The 19,478-nt window shown below is 64.5% G+C and carries 18 protein-coding genes; 11 read left to right on the top strand and 7 right to left on the bottom strand.

Annotation, left to right across the window (positions count from 1 at the left end):
• The 3 genes from FJ425_RS29425 to FJ425_RS29415 are packed head-to-tail and all read left to right on the top strand — an operon-like array spanning position 1 to position 3,535.
• Positions 1-1,050, top strand: coding sequence for an ABC transporter permease (locus FJ425_RS29425; protein ID WP_246673163.1), 1,050 nt, complete (start codon positions 1-3; stop codon positions 1,048-1,050).
• The gene (locus FJ425_RS29420) at positions 1,047-1,916 is read left to right on the top strand and encodes an ABC transporter permease (RefSeq protein ID WP_140627140.1); all 870 of its coding nucleotides are present in this window, start codon (positions 1,047-1,049) and stop codon (positions 1,914-1,916) included. Before FJ425_RS29425 ends, FJ425_RS29420 begins: the two co-directional genes overlap by 4 nt.
• The gene (locus tag FJ425_RS29415; RefSeq protein ID WP_140627138.1) at positions 1,913-3,535 is read left to right on the top strand and encodes a dipeptide ABC transporter ATP-binding protein; all 1,623 of its coding nucleotides are present in this window, start codon (positions 1,913-1,915) and stop codon (positions 3,533-3,535) included. Before FJ425_RS29420 ends, FJ425_RS29415 begins: the two co-directional genes overlap by 4 nt.
• 87 nt (positions 3,536-3,622) lie before the next feature.
• Here FJ425_RS29415 and FJ425_RS29410 read toward each other — a convergent pair whose 3' ends face one another.
• The gene (locus FJ425_RS29410) at positions 3,623-4,054 is read right to left on the bottom strand and encodes a TerB family tellurite resistance protein (RefSeq protein WP_140727690.1); all 432 of its coding nucleotides are present in this window, start codon (positions 4,052-4,054) and stop codon (positions 3,623-3,625) included.
• A 223-nt stretch (positions 4,055-4,277) separates the two neighbouring features.
• On the opposite strand from FJ425_RS29410, the gene FJ425_RS29405 reads away from it, so the two are divergent.
• The 4 genes from FJ425_RS29405 to FJ425_RS29390 all read left to right on the top strand — a co-directional run bounded on the left by FJ425_RS29405 (position 4,278) and on the right by FJ425_RS29390 (position 6,709).
• Positions 4,278-5,063, top strand: coding sequence for a TSUP family transporter (locus tag FJ425_RS29405; RefSeq protein WP_140627134.1), 786 nt, complete (start codon positions 4,278-4,280; stop codon positions 5,061-5,063).
• 53 nt (positions 5,064-5,116) lie between these two features.
• Entirely contained in the window at positions 5,117-5,287 is a 171-nt protein-coding gene (locus tag FJ425_RS29400; protein ID WP_112127440.1) for a hypothetical protein, read from the top strand.
• Between the two features lie 84 nt (positions 5,288-5,371).
• The gene (locus FJ425_RS29395; RefSeq protein ID WP_140543627.1) at positions 5,372-6,205 is read left to right on the top strand and encodes an AraC family transcriptional regulator; all 834 of its coding nucleotides are present in this window, start codon (positions 5,372-5,374) and stop codon (positions 6,203-6,205) included.
• A gap of 84 nt (positions 6,206-6,289) precedes the next feature.
• Positions 6,290-6,709, top strand: coding sequence for a VOC family protein (locus FJ425_RS29390; protein WP_140627132.1), 420 nt, complete (start codon positions 6,290-6,292; stop codon positions 6,707-6,709).
• 459 nt (positions 6,710-7,168) lie between these two features.
• On the opposite strand, the gene FJ425_RS29385 is transcribed toward FJ425_RS29390, so the two are convergent.
• Together FJ425_RS29385 and FJ425_RS29380 are read right to left on the bottom strand one after the other, a co-directional pair.
• Positions 7,169-8,644, bottom strand: coding sequence for a cobyric acid synthase (locus tag FJ425_RS29385; RefSeq protein ID WP_140727688.1), 1,476 nt, complete (start codon positions 8,642-8,644; stop codon positions 7,169-7,171).
• Entirely contained in the window at positions 8,644-9,249 is a 606-nt protein-coding gene (locus FJ425_RS29380) for a dimethylsulfonioproprionate lyase family protein (protein WP_140627129.1), read from the bottom strand. Before FJ425_RS29380 ends, FJ425_RS29385 begins: the two co-directional genes overlap by 1 nt.
• A 138-nt stretch (positions 9,250-9,387) precedes the next feature.
• Between FJ425_RS29380 and FJ425_RS29375 the strand changes: the two genes are divergently transcribed.
• Together FJ425_RS29375 and mmsB are read left to right on the top strand one after the other, a co-directional pair.
• Complete coding sequence (locus FJ425_RS29375; protein WP_140727687.1) at positions 9,388-10,554, top strand: isobutyryl-CoA dehydrogenase; 1,167 nt, start codon at positions 9,388-9,390, stop codon at positions 10,552-10,554.
• Positions 10,555-10,574: 20 nt separating this feature from the next.
• The gene (mmsB, locus tag FJ425_RS29370; RefSeq protein WP_140727685.1) at positions 10,575-11,459 is read left to right on the top strand and encodes a 3-hydroxyisobutyrate dehydrogenase; all 885 of its coding nucleotides are present in this window, start codon (positions 10,575-10,577) and stop codon (positions 11,457-11,459) included.
• Positions 11,460-11,928: 469 nt separating this feature from the next.
• Here the strand turns inward: mmsB and FJ425_RS29360 are convergent, their stop codons facing one another.
• The 4 genes from FJ425_RS29360 to FJ425_RS29345 all read right to left on the bottom strand — a co-directional run bounded on the left by FJ425_RS29360 (position 11,929) and on the right by FJ425_RS29345 (position 16,817).
• Positions 11,929-13,308, bottom strand: coding sequence for an aspartate aminotransferase family protein (locus FJ425_RS29360; protein WP_140627120.1), 1,380 nt, complete (start codon positions 13,306-13,308; stop codon positions 11,929-11,931).
• Positions 13,309-13,358: 50 nt separating this feature from the next.
• A complete protein-coding gene (locus FJ425_RS29355; RefSeq protein WP_040969798.1) occupies positions 13,359-13,481 on the bottom strand; it encodes a hypothetical protein in 123 nt (40 codons plus the stop codon).
• 32 nt (positions 13,482-13,513) lie between these two features.
• Positions 13,514-15,583 (bottom strand): prolyl oligopeptidase family protein, encoded by a 2,070-nt coding sequence (locus FJ425_RS29350; protein WP_140627118.1) that lies wholly within the window; start codon positions 15,581-15,583, stop codon positions 13,514-13,516.
• A 73-nt stretch (positions 15,584-15,656) separates the two neighbouring features.
• The gene (locus FJ425_RS29345; RefSeq protein WP_140727700.1) at positions 15,657-16,817 is read right to left on the bottom strand and encodes an MFS transporter; all 1,161 of its coding nucleotides are present in this window, start codon (positions 16,815-16,817) and stop codon (positions 15,657-15,659) included.
• A gap of 262 nt (positions 16,818-17,079) precedes the next feature.
• On the opposite strand from FJ425_RS29345, the gene FJ425_RS29340 reads away from it, so the two are divergent.
• Together FJ425_RS29340 and FJ425_RS29335 are read left to right on the top strand one after the other, a co-directional pair.
• A complete protein-coding gene (locus FJ425_RS29340; protein ID WP_140627116.1) occupies positions 17,080-18,657 on the top strand; it encodes a trimethylamine methyltransferase family protein in 1,578 nt (525 codons plus the stop codon).
• Positions 18,658-18,707: 50 nt separating this feature from the next.
• Positions 18,708-19,478 (top strand): FAD-binding oxidoreductase (locus FJ425_RS29335; RefSeq protein ID WP_140727683.1); only part of this gene is annotated, 771 nt, incomplete at its 3' end.

The following is a 19,478-nucleotide window of genomic DNA, read 5'->3' as shown; positions in this document are numbered from 1 at the left end:
ATGACCGCCTATCTCCTGAAACGCATCATCATCGCCGCCCTCACCCTGGTGCTGGCCTCGATCGTGGTGTTCGCGGTCATGGAGATCCTGCCCGGCGACCCGGCGCGCCTGATGCTGGGCCTCAATGCCAGCGCCGACCAGGTCGAGGTGCTGCGCAACCAGATGGGGCTGAACGCGCCATTGGTGCTGCGCTATCTCCACTGGGCGGGAGGCTTGCTCAGCCTCGATTTCGGCCGCTCCTACACCTATTCGGTGCCCGTCATCGATCTGGTGCGCGAACGCGTCGTCGTCTCCCTGCCGCTGGCGCTGATCGCGCTGGCGCTCTCGACCATCATCGCCATTCCGGTCGGCGTGTTCTCCGCCAGCCGCCAGGGCCGTGCCGGCGACACGCTCGCCATGGGTGCCGCCCAGCTCGGCGTCGCCGTGCCGAATTTCTGGTTCGCGCTGATCCTGATCTATCTGTTTGCCGTATGGCTGCGGCTGGTGCCCGCCGGCGGTTTCCCCGGCTGGAGCGCCGGCATCTGGACGGCGCTGAAATCGCTGTTCCTGCCCGCCATCGCGCTCGCGCTGCCGCAGGCGGCGATCCTCGGACGCGTCGCCCGCTCGGCGCTGATCGAGGTGCTCAACGAGGACTATATCCGCACCGCGCGCGCCAAGGGCCTGCCCTATCGCACCGTGCTCTGGCGCCACGCGCTGCGCAACGCCATGATCCCGGTGCTCACCATCCTCGGCCTGCAATTCGCTTTCCTGCTTGCCGGCACCATCATCATCGAGAACGTCTTTTACCTGCCTGGTCTCGGCCGGCTGATCTTTCAGGCGATCACCCAGCGCGACCTGATCGTGGTCGAGAGCATCGTCATGCTGTTGGTCGCCGCCGTGATCCTGATCAACCTCATCGTCGATTTCTCCTACGCCATCGTCGACCCGCGGCTTAGAGCAATTCCAGGAAAAGTGCGTAGCGGTTTTCCGTCCGGAATTGCGCCAAAACAAATACTGAGAGCGGTTCAGCGATTCCGCGAAACGCGGAACCGCTCGAGAGGCCGGCAATGACTCTGCGCGTCGACCTGCCCGAAGAAACGCTTGCCGGCGTGCTGGCCAAGGCCTTCGGCAACCGCTCCTTCCTGATCGGCTTGATCATCACGCTGCTGGTTGTGGCCGTCGCGCTCCTCTCCTTTGTCTGGACGCCTTACGACGTCAGCAGGTTGGTGATCGCCGACAAGACGCAGCCGCCCTCTTGGGCGCACTGGTTCGGCACCGACCATTTCGGCCGCGACATCCTGTCGATGATCATGGTTGGCGCCCGCAACTCGATCGCCGTGGCGTTGGTCGCGGTCGGCATCGGCATGGGCATCGGTGTGCCGCTCGGCGCCGTCGCCGCGGCGCGCGGCGGGATAGTCGACGAGGCGCTGATGCGCCTCAACGATCTCGTCTTCGCCTTTCCGGCGCTGCTTTCGGCAATCATGATCACCGCGATCTTCGGTCCGGGCGCCGTCAATGCCATTATTGCCATCGGCATCTTCAACATACCTGTCTTCGCGCGTGTCGCCCGCGCGGGCGCTTTAGCCATCTGGCCGCGCGAATTCATCCTTGCCGCGCGCGCCGCCGGCAAGGGCATGACACAGATCACCGTCGAGCACGTCCTGCCCAACATCGCGACGCTGCTGCTGGTCCAGGGCACGATCCAGTTCGCGCTGGGCATCCTCGCCGAAGCCGGGCTCTCCTATGTCGGCCTCGGCGCCCAGCCGCCGATGCCGAGCTGGGGCCGCATGCTGTTCGACGCGCAGACGCGCATGGTGATCGCGCCCTGGATGGCGATCTTCCCCGGCATGGCGATCGTGATCACCGTGCTTGGGCTGAACCTGCTCGGCGACGGCATTGCCGACATCCTCGATCCGAAATCGCGGCGGCGCAGATGAATCTGCTCGAGATCGAAAACCTGTCGCTTTCGATCGGCGATACGCCGATCCTGAAAGGCGTCGAGCTGACGATCGCACCGGGCGAGGTCGTCGGCCTGGTCGGCGAATCCGGCTCCGGCAAGTCGATGACGGCGCTGACAGTCATGCGGCTGCTGCCGCATCTGGCCCGCGCCGAGGGCCGCGTCGCCTTCGACAGCATCGACATCCTCGGCGCGAGCGAGGACCAGATGTGCGCCTTGCGCGGCGACGATATCGGCATGGTCTTCCAGGAGCCGATGACAGCGTTGAACCCGGTCAAGACGATCGGCGAGCAGGTCGCCGAGGGCATTCGCTGGCACACCAAGGCGGGCCGCGCCGAGGCCGAGGAGCGCGCACGAAAAATCCTCGACCGCGTCGGCCTGCCCGAGGCCAAATTCCCGCTGTCGCGCTATCCGCACGAACTATCGGGCGGCCAGCGCCAGCGCGTCGTCATCGCCATCGCCTGCGCGCTGAAGCCGAAGCTGCTGATCGCCGACGAGCCGACGACGGCGCTCGACGTGGTGCTGCAGGCGCAGATCCTCGACCTTTTGCGCGACCTGGTCAGCGAGCACCGCATGGGGTTGCTGCTCATCTCGCACGACCTCGCCGTGGTGACCGAGATGGCCGATCGCCTGACCATCCTGCGCAACGGCGAAGTGATGGAAGCCGGCGACACCGCCCGGACCTTGTCGGAGCAACAGCATCCCTATACGCGCGAGCTGGCATTGGCCTCGATGCATGTGCCGGCGCGTCCGAAACCGCACCTTGCCGGATCGGCAAAACCCCTGCTCGAAGTCGAGGGCGTCGGCCGGGACTATCCGGGACGGCGCAAATCGCTGTTCCGACCGGCGCAACCGATCCGCGCCGTCGACGATGTCTCGCTCACCATCGAGCCCGCGCAATCGGTGGCGCTCGTCGGCCGCTCGGGCTGCGGCAAGTCCACGCTTGCCCGCATGATCCTCGCCTTGGACAAGCCGACGGCGGGCACGATCCGCTTTCGCGGCGAGCCCATCACCGGCAAGCCGGAGTCGACGCTGAAGCCGGCCCGACGCGACATGCAGGTCGTGTTCCAGGATCCCTACGGTTCCTTCGACCCGCGCCAGAAGGTCGAGAAGCTGGTGGCCGAGCCGCTGCATCTTCTGGAAAAGCAGCCGGCAAAGGCCGAGCGCCGCGAGATGGTCGCGCATGCGCTGCAGGAAGTCGGCCTTAGCCAGCGCGACATGGACAAATACCCGCATGAATTCTCCGGCGGCCAGCGCCAGCGCCTGTCGATCGCCCGCGCCATCATCACCCGTCCGAAGCTGGTGGTGGCCGACGAGCCGGTATCGGCGCTGGACGTCTCGATCCGCGCCCAGATCCTCGACCTTTTCGCCGAGCTCAACCAGAAGCTCGGCATCGCCTATCTCTTCATCACCCATGACCTGACGGTCGCCCGCGCCATGGCGGACGAGGTGCTGGTCATGCATGAAGGCAAGATTGTCGAACGCGGCCGGGCGGCCGAAGTGCTCGACCATCCGCGCTCGGAAGCGGCGCAGGCGCTGGTCGCGGCGGCGCCTGACCTCCACCGCGCCATCGCGCGGCGCATGCAGGAACAGGGGTGAGCCAGCTTCCTTGTTTGAGGCAATTCCCGACGGAAGGCTATGGCGAAGTCGGCGAGGCTAACCGCTTCCCCTTGCCCTGGAATTGCTTCAGCGCTCCGGCTTCACCAAATCGACGGGGCTGATGTCGAGCAGGTCGAGCGTGCGGCGCAGAAGCTTCACCTCGCTCTCCGCCAGCCTGGCATCGGCCTTGGCGATCTCGGCCATGTGGCGCGCAAGCAGCTTCCGGCGCTCGACATCGAGGTCGCGGAACAGCGCGATCGCCTGCGAGCTGTTGGTCTCGTAGCCATAATCGTTGAGATATTCGACGACGCTGTCGATGCTGGCCTCCGGAATGCCGAAGGCTTCCTTGCAGATATGCCGGAAGACGACCATCTCGCTCTCCGAGACCGAGCCGTCGGCCAGGATCATGCGGAACAGCATCAGCAATTCCGCCGACAGCACAGGGTCGTCCGCCACCTTGCGCACACCCGGGTCACCGTCGAAGATCGAACGTATCTGGTCAAGCAGCGCCATCGCCACCAAGCTCCCTTGCTGTTCCGATTGGATTGTTAGAGCAATTCCAGGAAAAGTGTGAGCGTTTAGGCTCGGCGACTTCGCCGTAGCCTTCCGACCGGAATTTAGGTCAAAACAAGAACAGAGCGGTTCGGCGCGTGACGGCGAACCGCTGTGGCGTGGAATCGCTCTTGCGCAAACGGGGCGAGCATGATGGAAGCTGCGGCTTCCTTCCAGGCGCCCCTCCCCGATGATCGACCTTACCCTGCAGACTGTCCTTATTCTCGTCGCCGCCGCTTTCGCGGCAGGCTTTGTCGATTCGATCGCCGGCGGCGGCGGGCTGATCACCATCCCGGCGCTGCTGCTCGCCGGCTTTTCGCCGGTGGCAGCACTTGGCACTAACAAATTGCAGGGCATGTTCGGGTCCGGCTCGGCCACTATCCATTACGCCGCCAAGGGTCAGGTCGACCTGCGCCGCCAGCTGCCGTCCGCCGCGCTGGCGCTTGCCGGCGGCGCGGTCGGGGCGCTTTTGGCGACCGTCGTGCCCGGCGATTTCATGCGCGCCCTGCTGCCGGTGCTGCTGATCGCCATCGCGCTCTATTTCGCGCTGAAGCCGAACATGGACGACGTCGACCGCGCCGAGCGGCTGTCGCCCTTCCTGTTCGGACTGAGCGTCCCGCCGCTGATCGGCTTCTACGACGGGCTCTTCGGTCCCGGCGCCGGCTCCTTCTACATGCTCGCCTTCGTCACGCTCGCTGGCTACGGCGTGCTCAAAGCGACGGCGCACACCAAGCTGCTCAATTTCGCCTCCAACATCGGCGGCTTCGTCGTTTTCGCCGCCGTCGGCGTCATCGATTGGAAGATCGGCTTGATGATGGGCGTGGCGCAGTTCATCGGCGCCCGTGTCGGCGCAAGCCTGGCCATCCGGATTGGCGCGAAGCTGATCAAGCCGCTGCTGGTGACCGTGTGCGTGGCGCTCGCGATCAAGCTCTTGGCCGATCCCGCCAATCCTTTGCGCCAACTGGTTGGTGTGTGAGGCCTCCTGCTGGTAGAGTTCTGGTGTTGCGAATCATGTTGGAGGGACCAGACATGAATCTCAGTGCGCCCACCCAGATCGTGTTCATCATTTCGTTGGTTATCGCCATCATCGGCCTTCTTGCCGCGCTTGGCGTTCTTGCATTTATTCCGCTTGCGTCCGTTTGGATCATGCTTATCGCCTACATCGTGCTCGCCGCCGGCTGTTTGATGCGCGGCGCCTGAGCACAGCATTCTCAGGCAACTCGGAGCGCCCGGCCCTGCCGGGCGCTTTTGATTTTCGAGGGGGTGTTCTGCTAGGTTCGGATCATGTCCGACGAGCCAGAGCGCCATCGCCAGGATAATCGCTCTCCCGCCCTCCATTTCGAGATGGTGCGGCGCAAGCCCGCCGCCTCGCTTGCGGGCATCGTCACCGATATCTGCGGCTATCGCGAGACCTGTCCCGGCCATTTCCGCATCGTCGAATATGCTTCGCTGACCGTGCCGCTGGTGATCAGCTTCGCCGAAGCCTTTGCCATTGGGCTCGGCCACAGCCCGGGCGACAATGACCGCTACGCCAGCTTCGCCGCCGGCCTCTATGCCGGGCCGGTCATGATCGAATCCTTTGGCGGCGCCTGCTGCGTCCAGGTCAATTTCACCCCGCTTGGCGCCAGGCAGTTCTTCGGCCTGCCGATGAGCGAGTTGCGCGATCGCATGGTCGGGTTGGACGATGCGCTGGGCTTTGACGGCATCGCATTGCGCGACCGGCTTGGCGAGGCATCGCATTGGAACGCGCGCTTCGACATTGCCGAGGGATTCATTACCAGCCGCCTTGTCGAGGCGAATGCGCTTTCACCGGAAATCGCCTGGGCCTACAGGGCGGTCATTGCGTCGGGCGGCCGCACCCGCATTTCGACGCTCGCCGGCGAGATCGGCTGGAGCCGCAAGCATCTGGCGGCGAGATTCACCGACGCGATCGGCATCGGCCCGAAGACATTGTCACGCATCGTGCGCTTCAACCGCGCGCTGTCCCAGTCGAAACGGCAGGACCATGACTGGGCCGACATCGCCGCCGATTGCGGCTACGCCGACCAGGCGCATCTGGTGCGCGAGTTCCGTCAGTTGGCCGGCGAAACGCCGACCGGTCTCGCAACGTCGATGTAGGCCTGAGCGAGGTAACATTTCTTCAAGACGCCGAGACCGCCTTTGCGCAGACTGGCATTCATCAACCGACCGAGGGATATTGTCATGCCGACAGCAAACGAAGCACCCCGTCTCTATCCGGCCCTGCGCTACAGGAACGCCGCCAAGATGATCGACTGGCTCAGCGAGGCCTTCGGCTTCGAACTTCGCGCCCGCTATGGCGAGGGCGACATCGTCCACCATGCCGAGCTCACTTTCGGGTCCTCGATGATCATGCTGGGTACGGCACGCGACGACGATTACGGCAAGATGGTCGGCGCGCCCGGCGGTGGCGGCGGCAAGTCGATCTACATCGCCGTCGATGACGCCGACGCCGCCTATGCGCGTGCCGAGAAGGCCGGCGCGAAAATCATCCAGGAACTGGTCGACCGCGACTATGGCAGCCGCGAGTTCATCTGCCTCGACCCGGAAGGCAATGTCTGGTCCTTCGGTACTTACTGGCCGAAGGCGGGAGAGAAGGCGTAGCTCTGTTATCGCCGCGCTCCAGGTGGCGAAGGACTTCGTCATCCACGGGCGGAGCGGGAGCGTAGCGGACGCGCAGACCCGAGGATCCATTCCGTGACCTTGATCGAAGAGCGCAGCGGCGCAGAATTCTGCACCCTCGCAACGTTTTGACGTCACGGAATGGATTCTATGGTCTGCGCGCGTCGCTTCGCTCCTTGCTCCGCCATAGAATGACGACGCGACAGGGCGGCTCCGAGGTTGGCGAAAGCGCCTGAACTTCGTCATCCACGGGCGGAGCGGGAGCGTAGCGGACGCGTAGACCCGAGGATCCATTCCGTGACCTTGATCGAAGGGCGCGGCGGAGCAGAATTCTGCACCGTTGCAATGCCTTAGCCTCACGGAATGGATTCTATGGTCTGCGCGCGTCGCTCCTTGCTCCGCCATAGAATGACGACCAAATGACTCGTGTTGGTGAGAGGCCTATCGCGCCAGACCAAAAATCGCGTCGCAGTCGAGGTGTCTCTCCAGCTCGGCCGCGACCTCGTCCAGCGCCTTCTCGACATCCGCGCGATAGTCGATGCCGCCTCCCCTGACGCCAAGGCTCTCCAGGTAGGCGGCGCGAAAAGCGTCGGCGGAAAACAGTCCGTGCAGATAGGTGCCGATGACCTTGCCGTCGGCGGAGACCGCGCCGTCCTCAACGCCGTTGAGGATTGTCGATGGCCGCGCCGCGTCCGGGCCGGTGGTGCGGCCGAGATGGATTTCGTAGCCTTCGAGCGGCAGGCCGAACTGCACCGAATGCGCGCTTGAATTGCGCACAGTCTTCTCAGGTTCCATCACCGTTTCGATGTCGAGCAGGCCAAGGCCCTCGGCTTCGGTGACGCTGCCTTCGATGCCGTCGGGATCGCGCACCATGCGGCCGAGCATCTGGTAGCCGCCGCAGATGCCGACGACATGACCGCCGCGCTTGCGATGGGCGAGGAGATCGCGATCCCAGCCGTTCTCGCGGAATTTCAGGAGATCGCCGATCGTCGATTTGGAGCCGGGGATGACCACCAGCCCGGCATCTTCCGGCAGCCTCTTGCCCGGCGGCACGAACACCACCTCGACCTGCGGCTCGGCTTTCAGCGGATCGAGATCGTCGAAATTGGCGATGCGCGCCAGCATCGGCACCGCAACCTTCAGCGCCCGTTTCTCGCCCGAAGCGAGGCGTTCGAGCACCACCGAATCCTCGGACGGCAGCCGCCCGGCCGCCTTCAGCCACGGCACGACGCCGAAGCAACGCCAACCGGTGAATTTTTCGATCGCGCTGATCCCGTCGTCGAACAACGAGACATCGCCGCGGAACTTGTTGATGAGATAGCCGGCGATCATGCGCCGGTCTTCCTCCGGCAGGATCAGGTGCGTGCCGGCCACCGACGCAATCACGCCGCCGCGGTCGATGTCGCCGACCAGGATCACCGGCACATTGGCGCGCGTGGCAAAGCCCATATTGGCGATGTCGCGGCTGCGGAGATTGATCTCGGCGGGCGAGCCCGCGCCCTCGACGATGACCAGGTCGGCGCCCTCGGACACCTTCGTCCACGAATCGAGCACCGCGTCCATCAGTCCGGCTTTCAACGCCTGGTAGTCGCGCGCCCGCGCCTCGCCATAGACCTTGCCCTGCACCACCACTTGCGAGCCGATATCGCTCTGCGGCTTGAGCAGAACCGGGTTCATATGCACGGTCGGCCTCACCCCGCAGGCCAGCGCCTGCAGCCATTGCCCGCGGCCGATCTCGCCTTCGCCGGCTTTGTCGTCGCCCGGAATATCGGCGACGGCGGCGTTGTTCGACATATTCTGCGGCTTGAACGGCCGCACCTTCAGCCCGCGATTCTTCGCAGCACGGCAAAGCCCCGCCACCAGCACGGTCTTGCCGACATCCGAGCCGGTGCCCTGCAGCATGATCGCCTTGCCCATCAGCCCCTGCCCCCTGAGCCAATGGTCGATTTCTGCGCCAGCGGTCCGCCGCGCCAGAGATAGAGCGCCATCAGCGGTTCCTTGCCCGTGCGCATGGCATGGCTGACATTGGAGGCGTGGTGAATGACCTCGCCGGCGTCGCGCGTATGAAAGTTCCCCTCGCCCATCCGCCATTCCGTGCCGCCGGTCAGCGGGATGTAGATCTCCTCGGCGATATGATGGTGGTCGGGATAGACGATGTCAGGCCCGAGGATCAGCAGGCCAGCCGCGACCTTGTCATTGACGAAATGCCCGCGTGTGCCGAACACTTCCAGCCAGCCGTAATTGTCGATGAAGCTCGGCCCGAAATCGGCCTCGGTATAGGTCTGCCCCCAACGCAACTCGTCCCGATGGTCGGCAACAAATCGCGTCAATGGCCTGGCATCGGCCGGAGCCAACTCGGCGATGCGATCGAGATGGCTAAGGCAGCCAAGCGCACGCGGCTCGAGAGAACGTGCAGGCATGTCCCAGCCGATGCGCGCGACTTCATCCGTCACCAGATCGTTGTCGACGCCGGCGAGATAGGCTTGCAATCGCTCCAGCAACTCATCGAAAATTGTTGGCACGCAAGAGCTCCGTTCGTCATTCCATGCACAGCCGGTTCTCAACGGCCCGGTTGCGCGGCGGCATCATTGGTCTAGATTGAACGGCGCGCAAAGCCAAAAACGACAGGCCAGAAGGCCTGAAACGACAGGGAGCACGCCATGGACGCGGCAGTCGATGCGGGCACTGGCCAATTCGAACTCAACGAGGAACAGCGCGCCATCCAGGAGATGGCCCGGGCTTTCGCGGCGGACCGCGTCGCGCCCAACGCGCTCGATTGGGACAAGGCAAAGCACTTCCCCGCCGATGTGATCCGCGAGACCGGGCCGCTCGGCCTCGGCGGCATCTATGTGCGCGACGATGTCGGCGGCTCGGCGCTTGGGCGGCTCGATGCCGTGCTGATCTTCGAGGCGCTTGCCCACGCCGATCCGGCCTTCTCATCCTTCATTTCCATCCACAACATGGCGGCCTCGATGATCGACCGCTTCGGCTCAGACGAGCAGCGCCAGCGCTTCCTGCCGAAACTGACCTCCATGGAGTGGCTCGCGAGCTATTGCCTGACCGAGCCCGGTTCAGGCTCGGATGCGGCCGCGCTGAAGACGCGCGCGGTAAAGAGCGGCGGCGACTATGTCTTGAACGGCGCCAAGCAGTTCATCTCCGGCGCCGGCGACAGTGACATCTATGTCGTGATGGCGCGCACCGGCAGCGACGGCCCGAAAGGTATTTCGACCTTCGTCGTGCCCAAGGATGCGCCGGGGCTGTCCTTCGGCGCCAACGAGCACAAGATGGGCTGGCACATGCAGTCGACCCGCCAGGTCATCTTCGAGGATTGCAAGGTGCCGGCCGACAACCTGCTTGCCGCGGAAGGCGCCGGCTTCGGCATCGCCATGGCCGGGCTCGACGGCGGACGGCTCAACATCGCCGCCTGTTCGCTTGGCGGCGCGCAATCGGCGCTCGACAAGGCGTTAGCCTACACCGCCGAGCGCAAGGCCTTCGGCTCCAAGATCAACCAGTTCCAGGCGCTGCAGTTCAGGCTGGCCGACATGGAGACGGAGCTGCAGGCGGCCCGCATCTTCCTCTACGCCGCCGCCTCGAAGCTCGACCGCAAGGCGCCGGATGCCGGCAAATGGTCCGCGATGGCCAAGCGCTTCGTTACCGATATCGGCTTCGACATCGCCAATCAGGCGCTGCAATTGCACGGCGGCTACGGTTATCTGCACGATTACGGCATCGAGAAGCTGGTCCGCGACCTGCGCGTCCACCAGATCCTCGAAGGCACGAACGAGATCATGCGTGTCATCATCGCGCGGATGTTGATTGGGCGCTGACGCAAAATCGGGAGAAAACGATGGCAACCATCGCCTTCATTGGTCTCGGCAACATGGGTAATCCGATGGCTGCCAATCTGGTAAAGGCTGGCCATTCGGTGTTGGGCTTCGACCTTGTGCCCGACAACCTGACCGTCGCGAAGGAGCACGGCGTGACCGTAATGGCGAACGCCGTCGCCGCGGTGAAGGACGCTGACGTCGTCATCACCATGCTGCCGGCCGGCAAGCATGTGCTGTCGGTTTATGAGGACATCGCGCCCAAGGCGAAGAAAGGCGGGCTGTTCATCGATTCCTCGACCATCGATGTCGAATCGGCTCGCAAGGCGCATGCCATTGCCGCGAAGCATGGTCACCCGTCGATCGACGCACCCGTCTCCGGAGGGACCGGCGGCGCCACGGCCGGCACCCTCACCTTCATGGCCGGTGGCTCGGATCAGGCGTTTGCCGCCGCCGAGCCGATCCTGAAGCCGATGGCCGGGCGCGTCGTTCATTGCGGCGGCGACGGCGCAGGCCAGGCCGCCAAGATCTGCAACAACATGATTCTCGGCATCTCGATGATTGGCGTAGCCGAAGCCTTCGTGCTGGCCGAAAAGCTGGGCCTTTCGCACCAGGCGCTGTATGACGTCGCCTCGACCTCGTCGGGCCAATGCTGGTCGCTCACCACCTATTGCCCGGTGCCCGGCCCCGTGCCGGCTTCGCCGGCCAACCGAGACTACAAGCCGGGCTTTGCCGCCGCGCTGATGCTGAAAGACCTGAAATTGTCGCAGGAAGCCGCGCAGGGCGCCGGCGCCGCGACCCCGCTCGGCGCCGAAGCCACACAGCTCTACGCCTTGTTCAACGCGCAAGGCCACGCCGGCGCCGATTTTTCCGGCATTATTAATTTCTTGCGCGGAAATCCGGCATAAGCCACTGATTTTCAAAGATTCTTTCCACGATTTGCCGGTGCGAAGCCGGCAAATTTAGATTTGCTTAAGGTCTCGCTAACGCACCGGTAACGATGTGCCTTTAAAACGGACTGCGAGGCGGACATCGCGTCTGCCCGGCGCTCCGGATCAGGTCTCGCGTACCGGAGCCCGTAAATTTCGCAAGTATTCTCGTAGCGAAATGCCATGTGTATCTGGCAAAGCCGCGTTCCCGCAGGGACGCGGTTTTTGCGTTTTAGAACGTCGCCAACTTCGTCATTCCAGGGCGCAGCAGGAGCGAAGCTCCGTCGCGAAGACCCTGGAATCCATGCCGTGACTTCGAAGCGCTGCAACGGCGCAGAGTTCTGCTCCGCTGCACCCCTCGGCGGAGGTCACGGAATGGATTCTATGGTCTGCGCGCGTCGCTTCGCTCCTTGCTCCGCCATAGAACGACTGGCTGCGTTTCGCCTCGTCAGCGCTTCCGCAAATCGGCATCCGCGAGATCGAGCGCCTTGGCGATGCGCTCGCAAGCCATGTCGATCGTGTCGCGCGTCCAGATCAGCGGCGGCGACAGGATCATCGTGTCGCCGGTGGCCCGCAGCATCATGCCCTGCGCGATCGCGTGGTCGCGCACGACGACCGCCGCACTTCCCGACGGCAAATAGCGTTCCTTGGTCGCCTTGTCCTTGACGATCTCGATCGCGCCCATCAGGCCGATCGAGCGCACCTCGCCGACCAGCCGATGCCCGGCGATCCGCTCCTGCAGCGCCTGCGCGAAATAGGGACCGGTGTCGTTCTTGACGCGCTCGACCAGGCCTTCCTTCTCGATGATCTCAAGGTTCTTCAGCGCCACCGCGCAAGCCACGGGATGACCGGAATAGGTGTAGCCGTGGTAGAACTCGCCGCCTTTCTCGACCAGCGTCTTGGCGATGCGGTCGCCGACCAGCAGCGCCGACAGCGGCTGGTAGCCCGAGGTCAGCGCCTTGGCGGTGGTGATGGTGTCGGGCTCGATGCCGAAAGTCTGCGCCGCGAACCACTCGCCGGTGCGGCCATAGCCGGTGATCACCTCGTCCAGCATCAACAGCACGTCGTATTTGCGGCAGATGCGCTCCACTTCCGGCCAGTAGCTCATCGGCGGGATCTTCACCCCGCCGGCACCCATCACCGGCTCGCCGATAAAGGCGGCGACCTTGTCGGCGCCGGCCTCGAGGATCGCGTCCTCGACCGCCTTGGCCGCGCGGATGCCGAAATCATGGTCGCTTTCGCCGGGCAACGCGAGCTCATAGGCATAGGGCATCATCACATGGACGATGTTGGGCACCGCGCCGCCGAGCTGCTTGTGCATCGGCTCCATGCCGCCGAGCGACGTGCCGGCGACCGTCGAGCCGTGATAGGCCGACTTGCGCGAGATGACGCGATTCTTCTCGGGCTTGCCTTCAAGCGCCCAAAAGTGGCGCACGAGCCTGAGCGCCGTGTCGTTGGCCTCCGACCCGGACGAACCGTAGAAAACCTGGCTGACATGCGTCGGCGCCAGCTCCGCCAGCTTCTTCGACAACAGCACCGGCGTCGGCGTCGAACATTTGAAGAAGGAGTTGTAGTAAGGCAGCTCCTTCATCTGCGCGTAGGCAGCCTCGGCCAGCTCGTCGCGGCCATAGCCGACATTGACGCACCACAGGCCCGCCATGCCGTCGAGGATTTCGGTGCCGTCGGCATCGTAGATGAACGGGCCGTTGGCATGGGTGATGATGCGCGAGCCCGTCTCGCGCAGCTCCTTATGGTCGGTGAAGGGATGCAGGTGATGCGCGGCATCGATCTGCTGAAGCTGCTTCAGCGAATAATTCTGATAGGTCATGGATTTGATCTTTCCTCTTGAATCAATCCGGCGCGGCCGGGGCGGATTCGTCAGAGGAAGCGGGGCGGCGAATAGCCGATGCGGGCGCACAGCCGCAACAGCTCGGCGCGCAGCGTGCGCGGTGACGGCGTCACCGCGACCCCGAAGGCGCCAGAAGTGCTGAAGCGGATCATGGCGGCAGCTTATGCCGCCTGAGGCCTAGAATTCAAGCTGTTCCGGTTAGCGCCCGCTGCAGGAATATGTAGCGCATCGCCGTCTGCGCCGCCTGCGGCCGGCGGTCGCCGCGCCCGCCATGGCCGCCTTCGGTCTCCTCGAAAAACAGCGTCCTGCCGTGACCTGCCTCCTGCAGCCGTGCCGCCATCTTGCGCGCATGTCCGGGATGGACGCGATCATCGGCGGTGGACGTCATCAACAGCACGGGCGGATAGGCGACATTGGCCGCGACATGCTGGTAGGGCGAATAGGCGCCGAGCCAGGCCGCCTCTTCGGGCTTCGACGGGTCGCCATATTCGGCGATCCACGAGGCGCCGGGGGGCAGTTCGGTGTAGCGCAACATATCGAGCAGCGGCACGTCGATGATGACCGCGCCGAACAGCTCCGGCCGCTGCGTCAGCGACGTGCCGGTGAGCAGGCCGCCATTGGAGCCGCCCTGGATGCCGAGCTGCGCCGCCGTGGTGATGCCGCGCCGGACCACGTCCTCGGCCACCGCCGCGAAATCGTCGAAAGCGTTCTGGCGCTTGCCCTTCAGCGCCGCCTGGTGCCAGGCCGGACCAAACTCGCCGCCGCCGCGGATGTTGGCCTGGACATAGGCGTTGCCCCTGTCCAGCCAGAGCTTGCCGCGAATGCCGGCATAGCCGGGCAGCAGCGGCACTTCAAAGCCGCCATAGCCGTAGAGCAGCGTCGGCACCGGCCCTTTCTGGTCGCGCCGCCGCACCACGAAATACGGGATCATCGTGCCGTCCTTCGAGCGCGCCTCGAACTGCTCCGAGATATAAGGCGAGGCGTCGAAGCGGGCCGGCTGCGACTTCACCGTTTGAAGCGTCTCGCCATTGTCGTCCGACCAGATGATCGAGCTCGGCGTCAGGAAATCGGTGAAAGAGAAGGAGACGCTCGAGCCGAAATGCTCGACATGGCTGATGCCGACATTGCCGTTGTCGGGCAGCGCGATCCGCTTCAGCGACCAGCCTTCGGCGGCGCGGTCGCAGGCGATGACCTTGCCGCGCACATTGTCCATCAGGTTGATGAACAGCCGGTCCTGCGTCCTGGCGAGGCCGGCGATCGAAACGCGGTGCGCCGGCTCGAGCACGGTCTGGAACGGACCGAAGGCACCGCTCTCGATCCAGCGATCGAAATCGACCGAATAGAGCCCGTCGGGCAGGCAGCGCGTGCCGTCCGGCGCCGTCCAGGGGCTGCGCACGCCGAAGATCAGTTGGCCCTTGAAGATCGCCGTGTCGGTGGCGTCGTCGGGCAGCGGAATGCGCCGGTTCTCGCCCGAAGCCAGCCGCAGGAAACTGTGCGAGGTGAAGAAGTCGAGCGTCTTGCCGAGCAGCACGTGCCGCTTGTCGCCGTCATATTCGACGCCGCCGCCGACCGCGAGATGTTGCTTTTCGCCTTCGAGGATCGGCGTGGCGTCCTCAAGCTTGGTGCCGCGCCGCCACAGCTTGATCACGCGCGGATAGCCGGACTGCGTCTTGTCGTCTTCCTCGAAAGCGGCGGAGACGATCACCGTATCTTCGTCCAGCCAGGAAAAGCCCGACTTGGAAGCACGCGCGGAAAAACCGCCATCGACAAAAGACCTCGTCACGATATCGAATTCGCGCATCTCGCTGGCATCGCCGCCATCGGGCGACATGTAGAGCAGGCAGCGGTTGAAATCGGGATAGAGCCGGCTCGCCCCGCCGAACACCCACTTCACGCCTTCCTTCGCGGAAAGCTGATCGAAGTCGATGATCGTCTCCCAATCGGGCTTGTCGGTCTTATAGGACGCGACCGTTGTGCGCCGCCAGAGACCCAGCGCATTGGTCTTGTCCTGCCAGAAATTATAGACGTAGCCGGCAAGTGCTGCCCCGACCGGCATGTTGTCCTCGGCGGTCATCAGGTCGAGCGCGGTCTCGAACGCGGCCTGATAAGAAGGATCGCCCTGCAGTTCGGCGACCGTCAGCGCATTCTGGCGATGAACCCAGTCCAGCGCTTCCTTGCCGTTGCGGTCCTCAAGCCAGAGGTAGGGATCGTCGGCGGTCAATTCGAGCTGGGTTTTGGTCATCGTGCTGGTCATGCAGGTCTCCATCCGGCGGCCCCGCCTACATCGCGTTCGCTGCCTCGATATTCAAGAGCCATTTCGGGACCGATTACAAAACCCGCCGGCGCGCGATCGTCGCCGCCGCCAGCGCGGCGCAAATGGCGCCCAGCGTGACCGGCAGGCCGGCGGCGCCGATGACATCCATGACGCCGCCGGTGAGCGGCGGCACGACGATGCCGCCAAAACCCCACATCAGCGAGAAGGCGGCATTGCCGGCAACCAGCGCCGACCCGGTGAAGCGTTCGCCGAGCTCGACGATCGACATCGTGTAGATGCCGTAGGAAACGGCGCCCCAGATAAAGACGCAAGCCCAGATCAGCGGCGTCTCGATCAGCGCCGGCAAAGCCACGCATCCAAGGACGGTCACCGCCACGCAGCCGAACCGCACCAGGCGCGCCGTCAACCTTTCGGCGAGCAGGCCGAGCGGCACCTGCATGGCGATGTTGCCGGCGATCATCACGGAAAGCAGCGCCGACATGCGTGCCTCGGGAATGCCGTGATGGGTCCCATAGACTGGCAGCAGCGCCAATATCGCCTGCTCGAACCCGGCCGCGACGATCACCGCCGACAGAAGCAGCCAGGCCATTGGTATGAAGCCCAGCACCGAAACCTTGTTTTCGGCCTCGTCGACTTTCGGCAGCCGCTTCACCACCACGGCCAGGCAGCCGCCGCAGAAGAGGAAGGCAAGAATGCCGACAAGGAAAGGCGGCCAGCCTTCGGTGCCGACGGCGAGCAGGCAGAGCGGCCCGGCCGCGAAGCCCGCCGAGATGATGGTTGAATAGATACCCATGACGCGACCGCGCCGCGTCGGCGGCGCCAGAGCGATCACCCAGATTTCGCTCAGGACATAGAGCGGGTTGGTCACTACGCCGATCAGGAAGCGCAGCGGGAACCACAGATAGACATTTTGCGTCCAGCCGATCAGCGCCAGCACCAGCGCCGAGAGCGCCGCGCAGGTCAGCGCGGTCCGCCCTGCCCCGAACCGGCGCGCCAATCCCGGGATCAGCGGCGAGGACAGGATGAAGCCGACCGGCGTCATCGCCGCCGACAGTCCGATCATCGCCGGCGAAACGCCTTGGCGCTGCAGGATAAAGCTGAGCAGCGGATAGGAAAGCCCTTGCGCAATGGCGAAGACGGAAACCGTCGCGATCACGCCGGTGATCGCGGCCCACTGCACCGTCTCGTCGCTTTCCGAGCCCGCCAGCGCCATCATTGCCGCTCCAATCTTCGGAGCCTTAGCCGCTACCGGCGACAGCCGTAAGGGCCAACGGCGCCGAAAGCGCATGTTCCAGCCAGTCCCTGTCAGGAGCGCTGGCGCTGCAAGGAACAGCACAAGGGAACGTCCGATCGCCTGCGGCCGCCTCCCCTTCCGTCATGTCGCTTCCCTCGCCCTAGTGGTCGCCGCCTCCTCACCGGCTGCATTGCGGCCAGTCCATTATGCCGGCCAAATTCGCATCCTCACGAGGCTTCTCATGACTGCCGCCCTTCATCCCGCCGAGCCGGCACTGGCAACCGATCGCGCCCGCCGTGGCGGCCGCGCGGGAAAGCGCGCCGGCGGCTCGGCCGCCTTCGAGCAGCCCGCCTTCCGGCAATTGAAGAACCCGCTGACGCCGACCAGGTTGGTGTCCGATGACGAATTGGAATCAATTCACCTCGCCTCGCTGCGTGTGTTGAGGGAAATCGGCGTCGACGTTCTGCACGATGAGGCCCGCCGCATCATGAAGGCGCATGGCGCCGACGTGCGCGAAGGCTCGGAGCGCGTGCGCTTCGACAGCGACATGATCCTCGAGCTTGTCTCGCATTGCCCGTCGGAGTTCACGCTGCATGCCCGCAATCCGGCGCATAATCTGCGCTTCGGCGGCAACAACGTCATCCTGTCGATGATGGCTTCGGCGCCGAACTGCTCCGACCTTGACCGCGGCCGCAGGCCCGGCAACCAGGCCGATTACCGCAACTTCCTGCGCCTGGCGCAGATGCACAACATCCTGCACTGCACCGGCGGCTATCCGGTCGAGCCGATCGACATCCATCCGTCGGTGCGGCACCTGGAATGCATTCGCGACCTCGCCATGCTGACCGACAAGGTCTTCCACATCTATTCGCTCGGCAAGGAACGCAACGTCGACGGCATCGAGATCACCCGCATCGCGCGCGGCGTCAGCCGCGAGCAGCTGATGCAGGAACCGTCGGTCTTTACCATCATCAACACCAATTCGCCGCTCAAGCTCGACGTGCCGATGATGGAAGGCATCATCCAGATGTCGAGCATGGGCCAGGTCGTGATCGTCACGCCGTTCACGCTGTCCGGCGCCATGGCGCCCGTCACCGTCGCCGGCGCGCTGGTGCAGCAGAACGCCGAGGCGCTCTCGGGCATTGCCTTCGCGCAGATGGTCAAGAAAGGCGCGCCGGTCGGCTATGGCGGCTTCACCTCCAATGTCGACATGAAGTCCGGCGCGCCGGCCTTCGGCACGCCCGAATATATGAAGGCGCAGCTCGTCGGCGGCCAGCTCGCCCGACGCTATCAAATTCCCTACCGCACCTCCAACACCTGCGCCGCCAACACCGTCGACGCCCAGGCCGCCTATGAAAGCGTGTTCTCGCTGTGGGGCGCGATGCAGGGCGGCGGCAATCTGATGATGCATGGCGCCGGCTGGCTGGAAGGCGGCCTGCGCTGCTCCTACGAAAAGACCATCCTCGACATCGACCTTTTGCAGATGGTGGCTGAATTCCTCACCCCGCTCGACCTCTCGGAGGATGCGCTCGGCTTCGACGCCATCCAGTCGGTCGGCCCGGGCGGGCATTTCTTCGGCACCCAGCACACGCAGCAGCGTTACAAGACCGCCTTCTATTCGCCGATCGTCTCCGACTGGCGCAATTTCGAGACATGGGCCGAGGCAGGTTCGCCGACAGCGCTGGAACGCACCAACAAGATCTGGAAGGAGCGCCTTGCCTCCTACGAGGAGCCCTATATGGATCCGGCCATCCGCGAGGAGCTCAACGACTTCGTCGAGAAACGCCGCGCCGAAGGCGGCGCGCCGACGGATTTCTGATCCTTGATCTCCATTTCTGACTCCACATTGCACAACACGGATCTATCTGCATGAAATCCCACGTAAAAGCGGTTGTCATCGGCGGCGGCGTCGTCGGCTGTTCGGTGCTCTATCACCTCGCCAAGGCCGGCTGGACCGACATCATGCTGATCGAGCGCTCGGAGCTGACCTCCGGCTCGTCCTGGCATGCGGCGGGCGGCTTCCATACGCTGAACGGCGACCCTAACGTCGCCAAGCTGCAGGCCTACACGGTCCAGCTCTACAAGGAGATCGAGGAACTCTCCGGCCAGTCCTGCTCGCTGCATCTGACCGGCGGCGTCATGATGGCCGACACGCCCGAGCGCATGGACTTCCTGCGGCTGGCTCACGCCAAGGGCCGCTATCTCGGCATGGATACCGAGCTGATCACGCCCTCGGAAGCCAAGGCGATGTTCCCGCTGATGGACGAGACGAACTTCGTCGGCGCCATGTGGGATCCGGTCGAAGGTCATCTCGACCCTTCGGGCACCACCATCGCCTATTCCAAGGCGGCGAAAAAGCTCGGCGCCGAGATCGTGCTGCGCAACCGCGTCGTCGACCTGACTCAGCAGCCGGACGGCACCTGGAACGTCGTCACCGAGCAGGGCACGGTCCATGCCGAGCACGTCGTCAACTGCGGCGGCCTGTGGGCGCGCGAGATCGGCCGCATGGTCGGCGTCGAGCTGCCGGTGCTGGCCATGGAGCACATGTACCTCTTGACTGAGCCGATGCCGGAGGTCGAGGAATTCAACAAGTCGACCGGCCGCGAGATGATCGGCGTGCTCGACTTCAAGGGCGAGATC

Source organism: Mesorhizobium sp. B2-7-2 (assembly GCF_006440775.1).
In the GTDB taxonomy this organism is placed as follows: Bacteria; Pseudomonadota; Alphaproteobacteria; order Rhizobiales; family Rhizobiaceae; genus Mesorhizobium.
The sequence above is the reverse complement of the archived record's forward strand: the minus strand, read 5'-3'. Positions and strand labels throughout refer to the sequence as shown.

Coding starts and splice junctions, on each gene's coding strand:
- FJ425_RS29425 (WP_246673163.1), top strand. CDS start 1: ATGACCGCCTATCTCCTGAAACGCATCATCATCGCCGCCCTCACCCTG.
- FJ425_RS29420 (WP_140627140.1), top strand. CDS start 1,047: ATGACTCTGCGCGTCGACCTGCCCGAAGAAACGCTTGCCGGCGTGCTG.
- FJ425_RS29415 (WP_140627138.1), top strand. CDS start 1,913: ATGAATCTGCTCGAGATCGAAAACCTGTCGCTTTCGATCGGCGATACG.
- FJ425_RS29405 (WP_140627134.1), top strand. CDS start 4,278: ATGATCGACCTTACCCTGCAGACTGTCCTTATTCTCGTCGCCGCCGCT.
- FJ425_RS29400 (WP_112127440.1), top strand. CDS start 5,117: ATGAATCTCAGTGCGCCCACCCAGATCGTGTTCATCATTTCGTTGGTT.
- FJ425_RS29395 (WP_140543627.1), top strand. CDS start 5,372: ATGTCCGACGAGCCAGAGCGCCATCGCCAGGATAATCGCTCTCCCGCC.
- FJ425_RS29390 (WP_140627132.1), top strand. CDS start 6,290: ATGCCGACAGCAAACGAAGCACCCCGTCTCTATCCGGCCCTGCGCTAC.
- FJ425_RS29385 (WP_140727688.1), bottom strand. CDS start 8,644: ATGGGCAAGGCGATCATGCTGCAGGGCACCGGCTCGGATGTCGGCAAG.
- FJ425_RS29375 (WP_140727687.1), top strand. CDS start 9,388: ATGGACGCGGCAGTCGATGCGGGCACTGGCCAATTCGAACTCAACGAG.
- mmsB (WP_140727685.1), top strand. CDS start 10,575: ATGGCAACCATCGCCTTCATTGGTCTCGGCAACATGGGTAATCCGATG.
- FJ425_RS29360 (WP_140627120.1), bottom strand. CDS start 13,308: ATGACCTATCAGAATTATTCGCTGAAGCAGCTTCAGCAGATCGATGCC.
- FJ425_RS29355 (WP_040969798.1), bottom strand. CDS start 13,481: ATGATCCGCTTCAGCACTTCTGGCGCCTTCGGGGTCGCGGTGACGCCG.
- FJ425_RS29350 (WP_140627118.1), bottom strand. CDS start 15,583: ATGACCAGCACGATGACCAAAACCCAGCTCGAATTGACCGCCGACGAT.
- FJ425_RS29345 (WP_140727700.1), bottom strand. CDS start 16,817: ATGGCGCTGGCGGGCTCGGAAAGCGACGAGACGGTGCAGTGGGCCGCG.
- FJ425_RS29340 (WP_140627116.1), top strand. CDS start 17,080: ATGACTGCCGCCCTTCATCCCGCCGAGCCGGCACTGGCAACCGATCGC.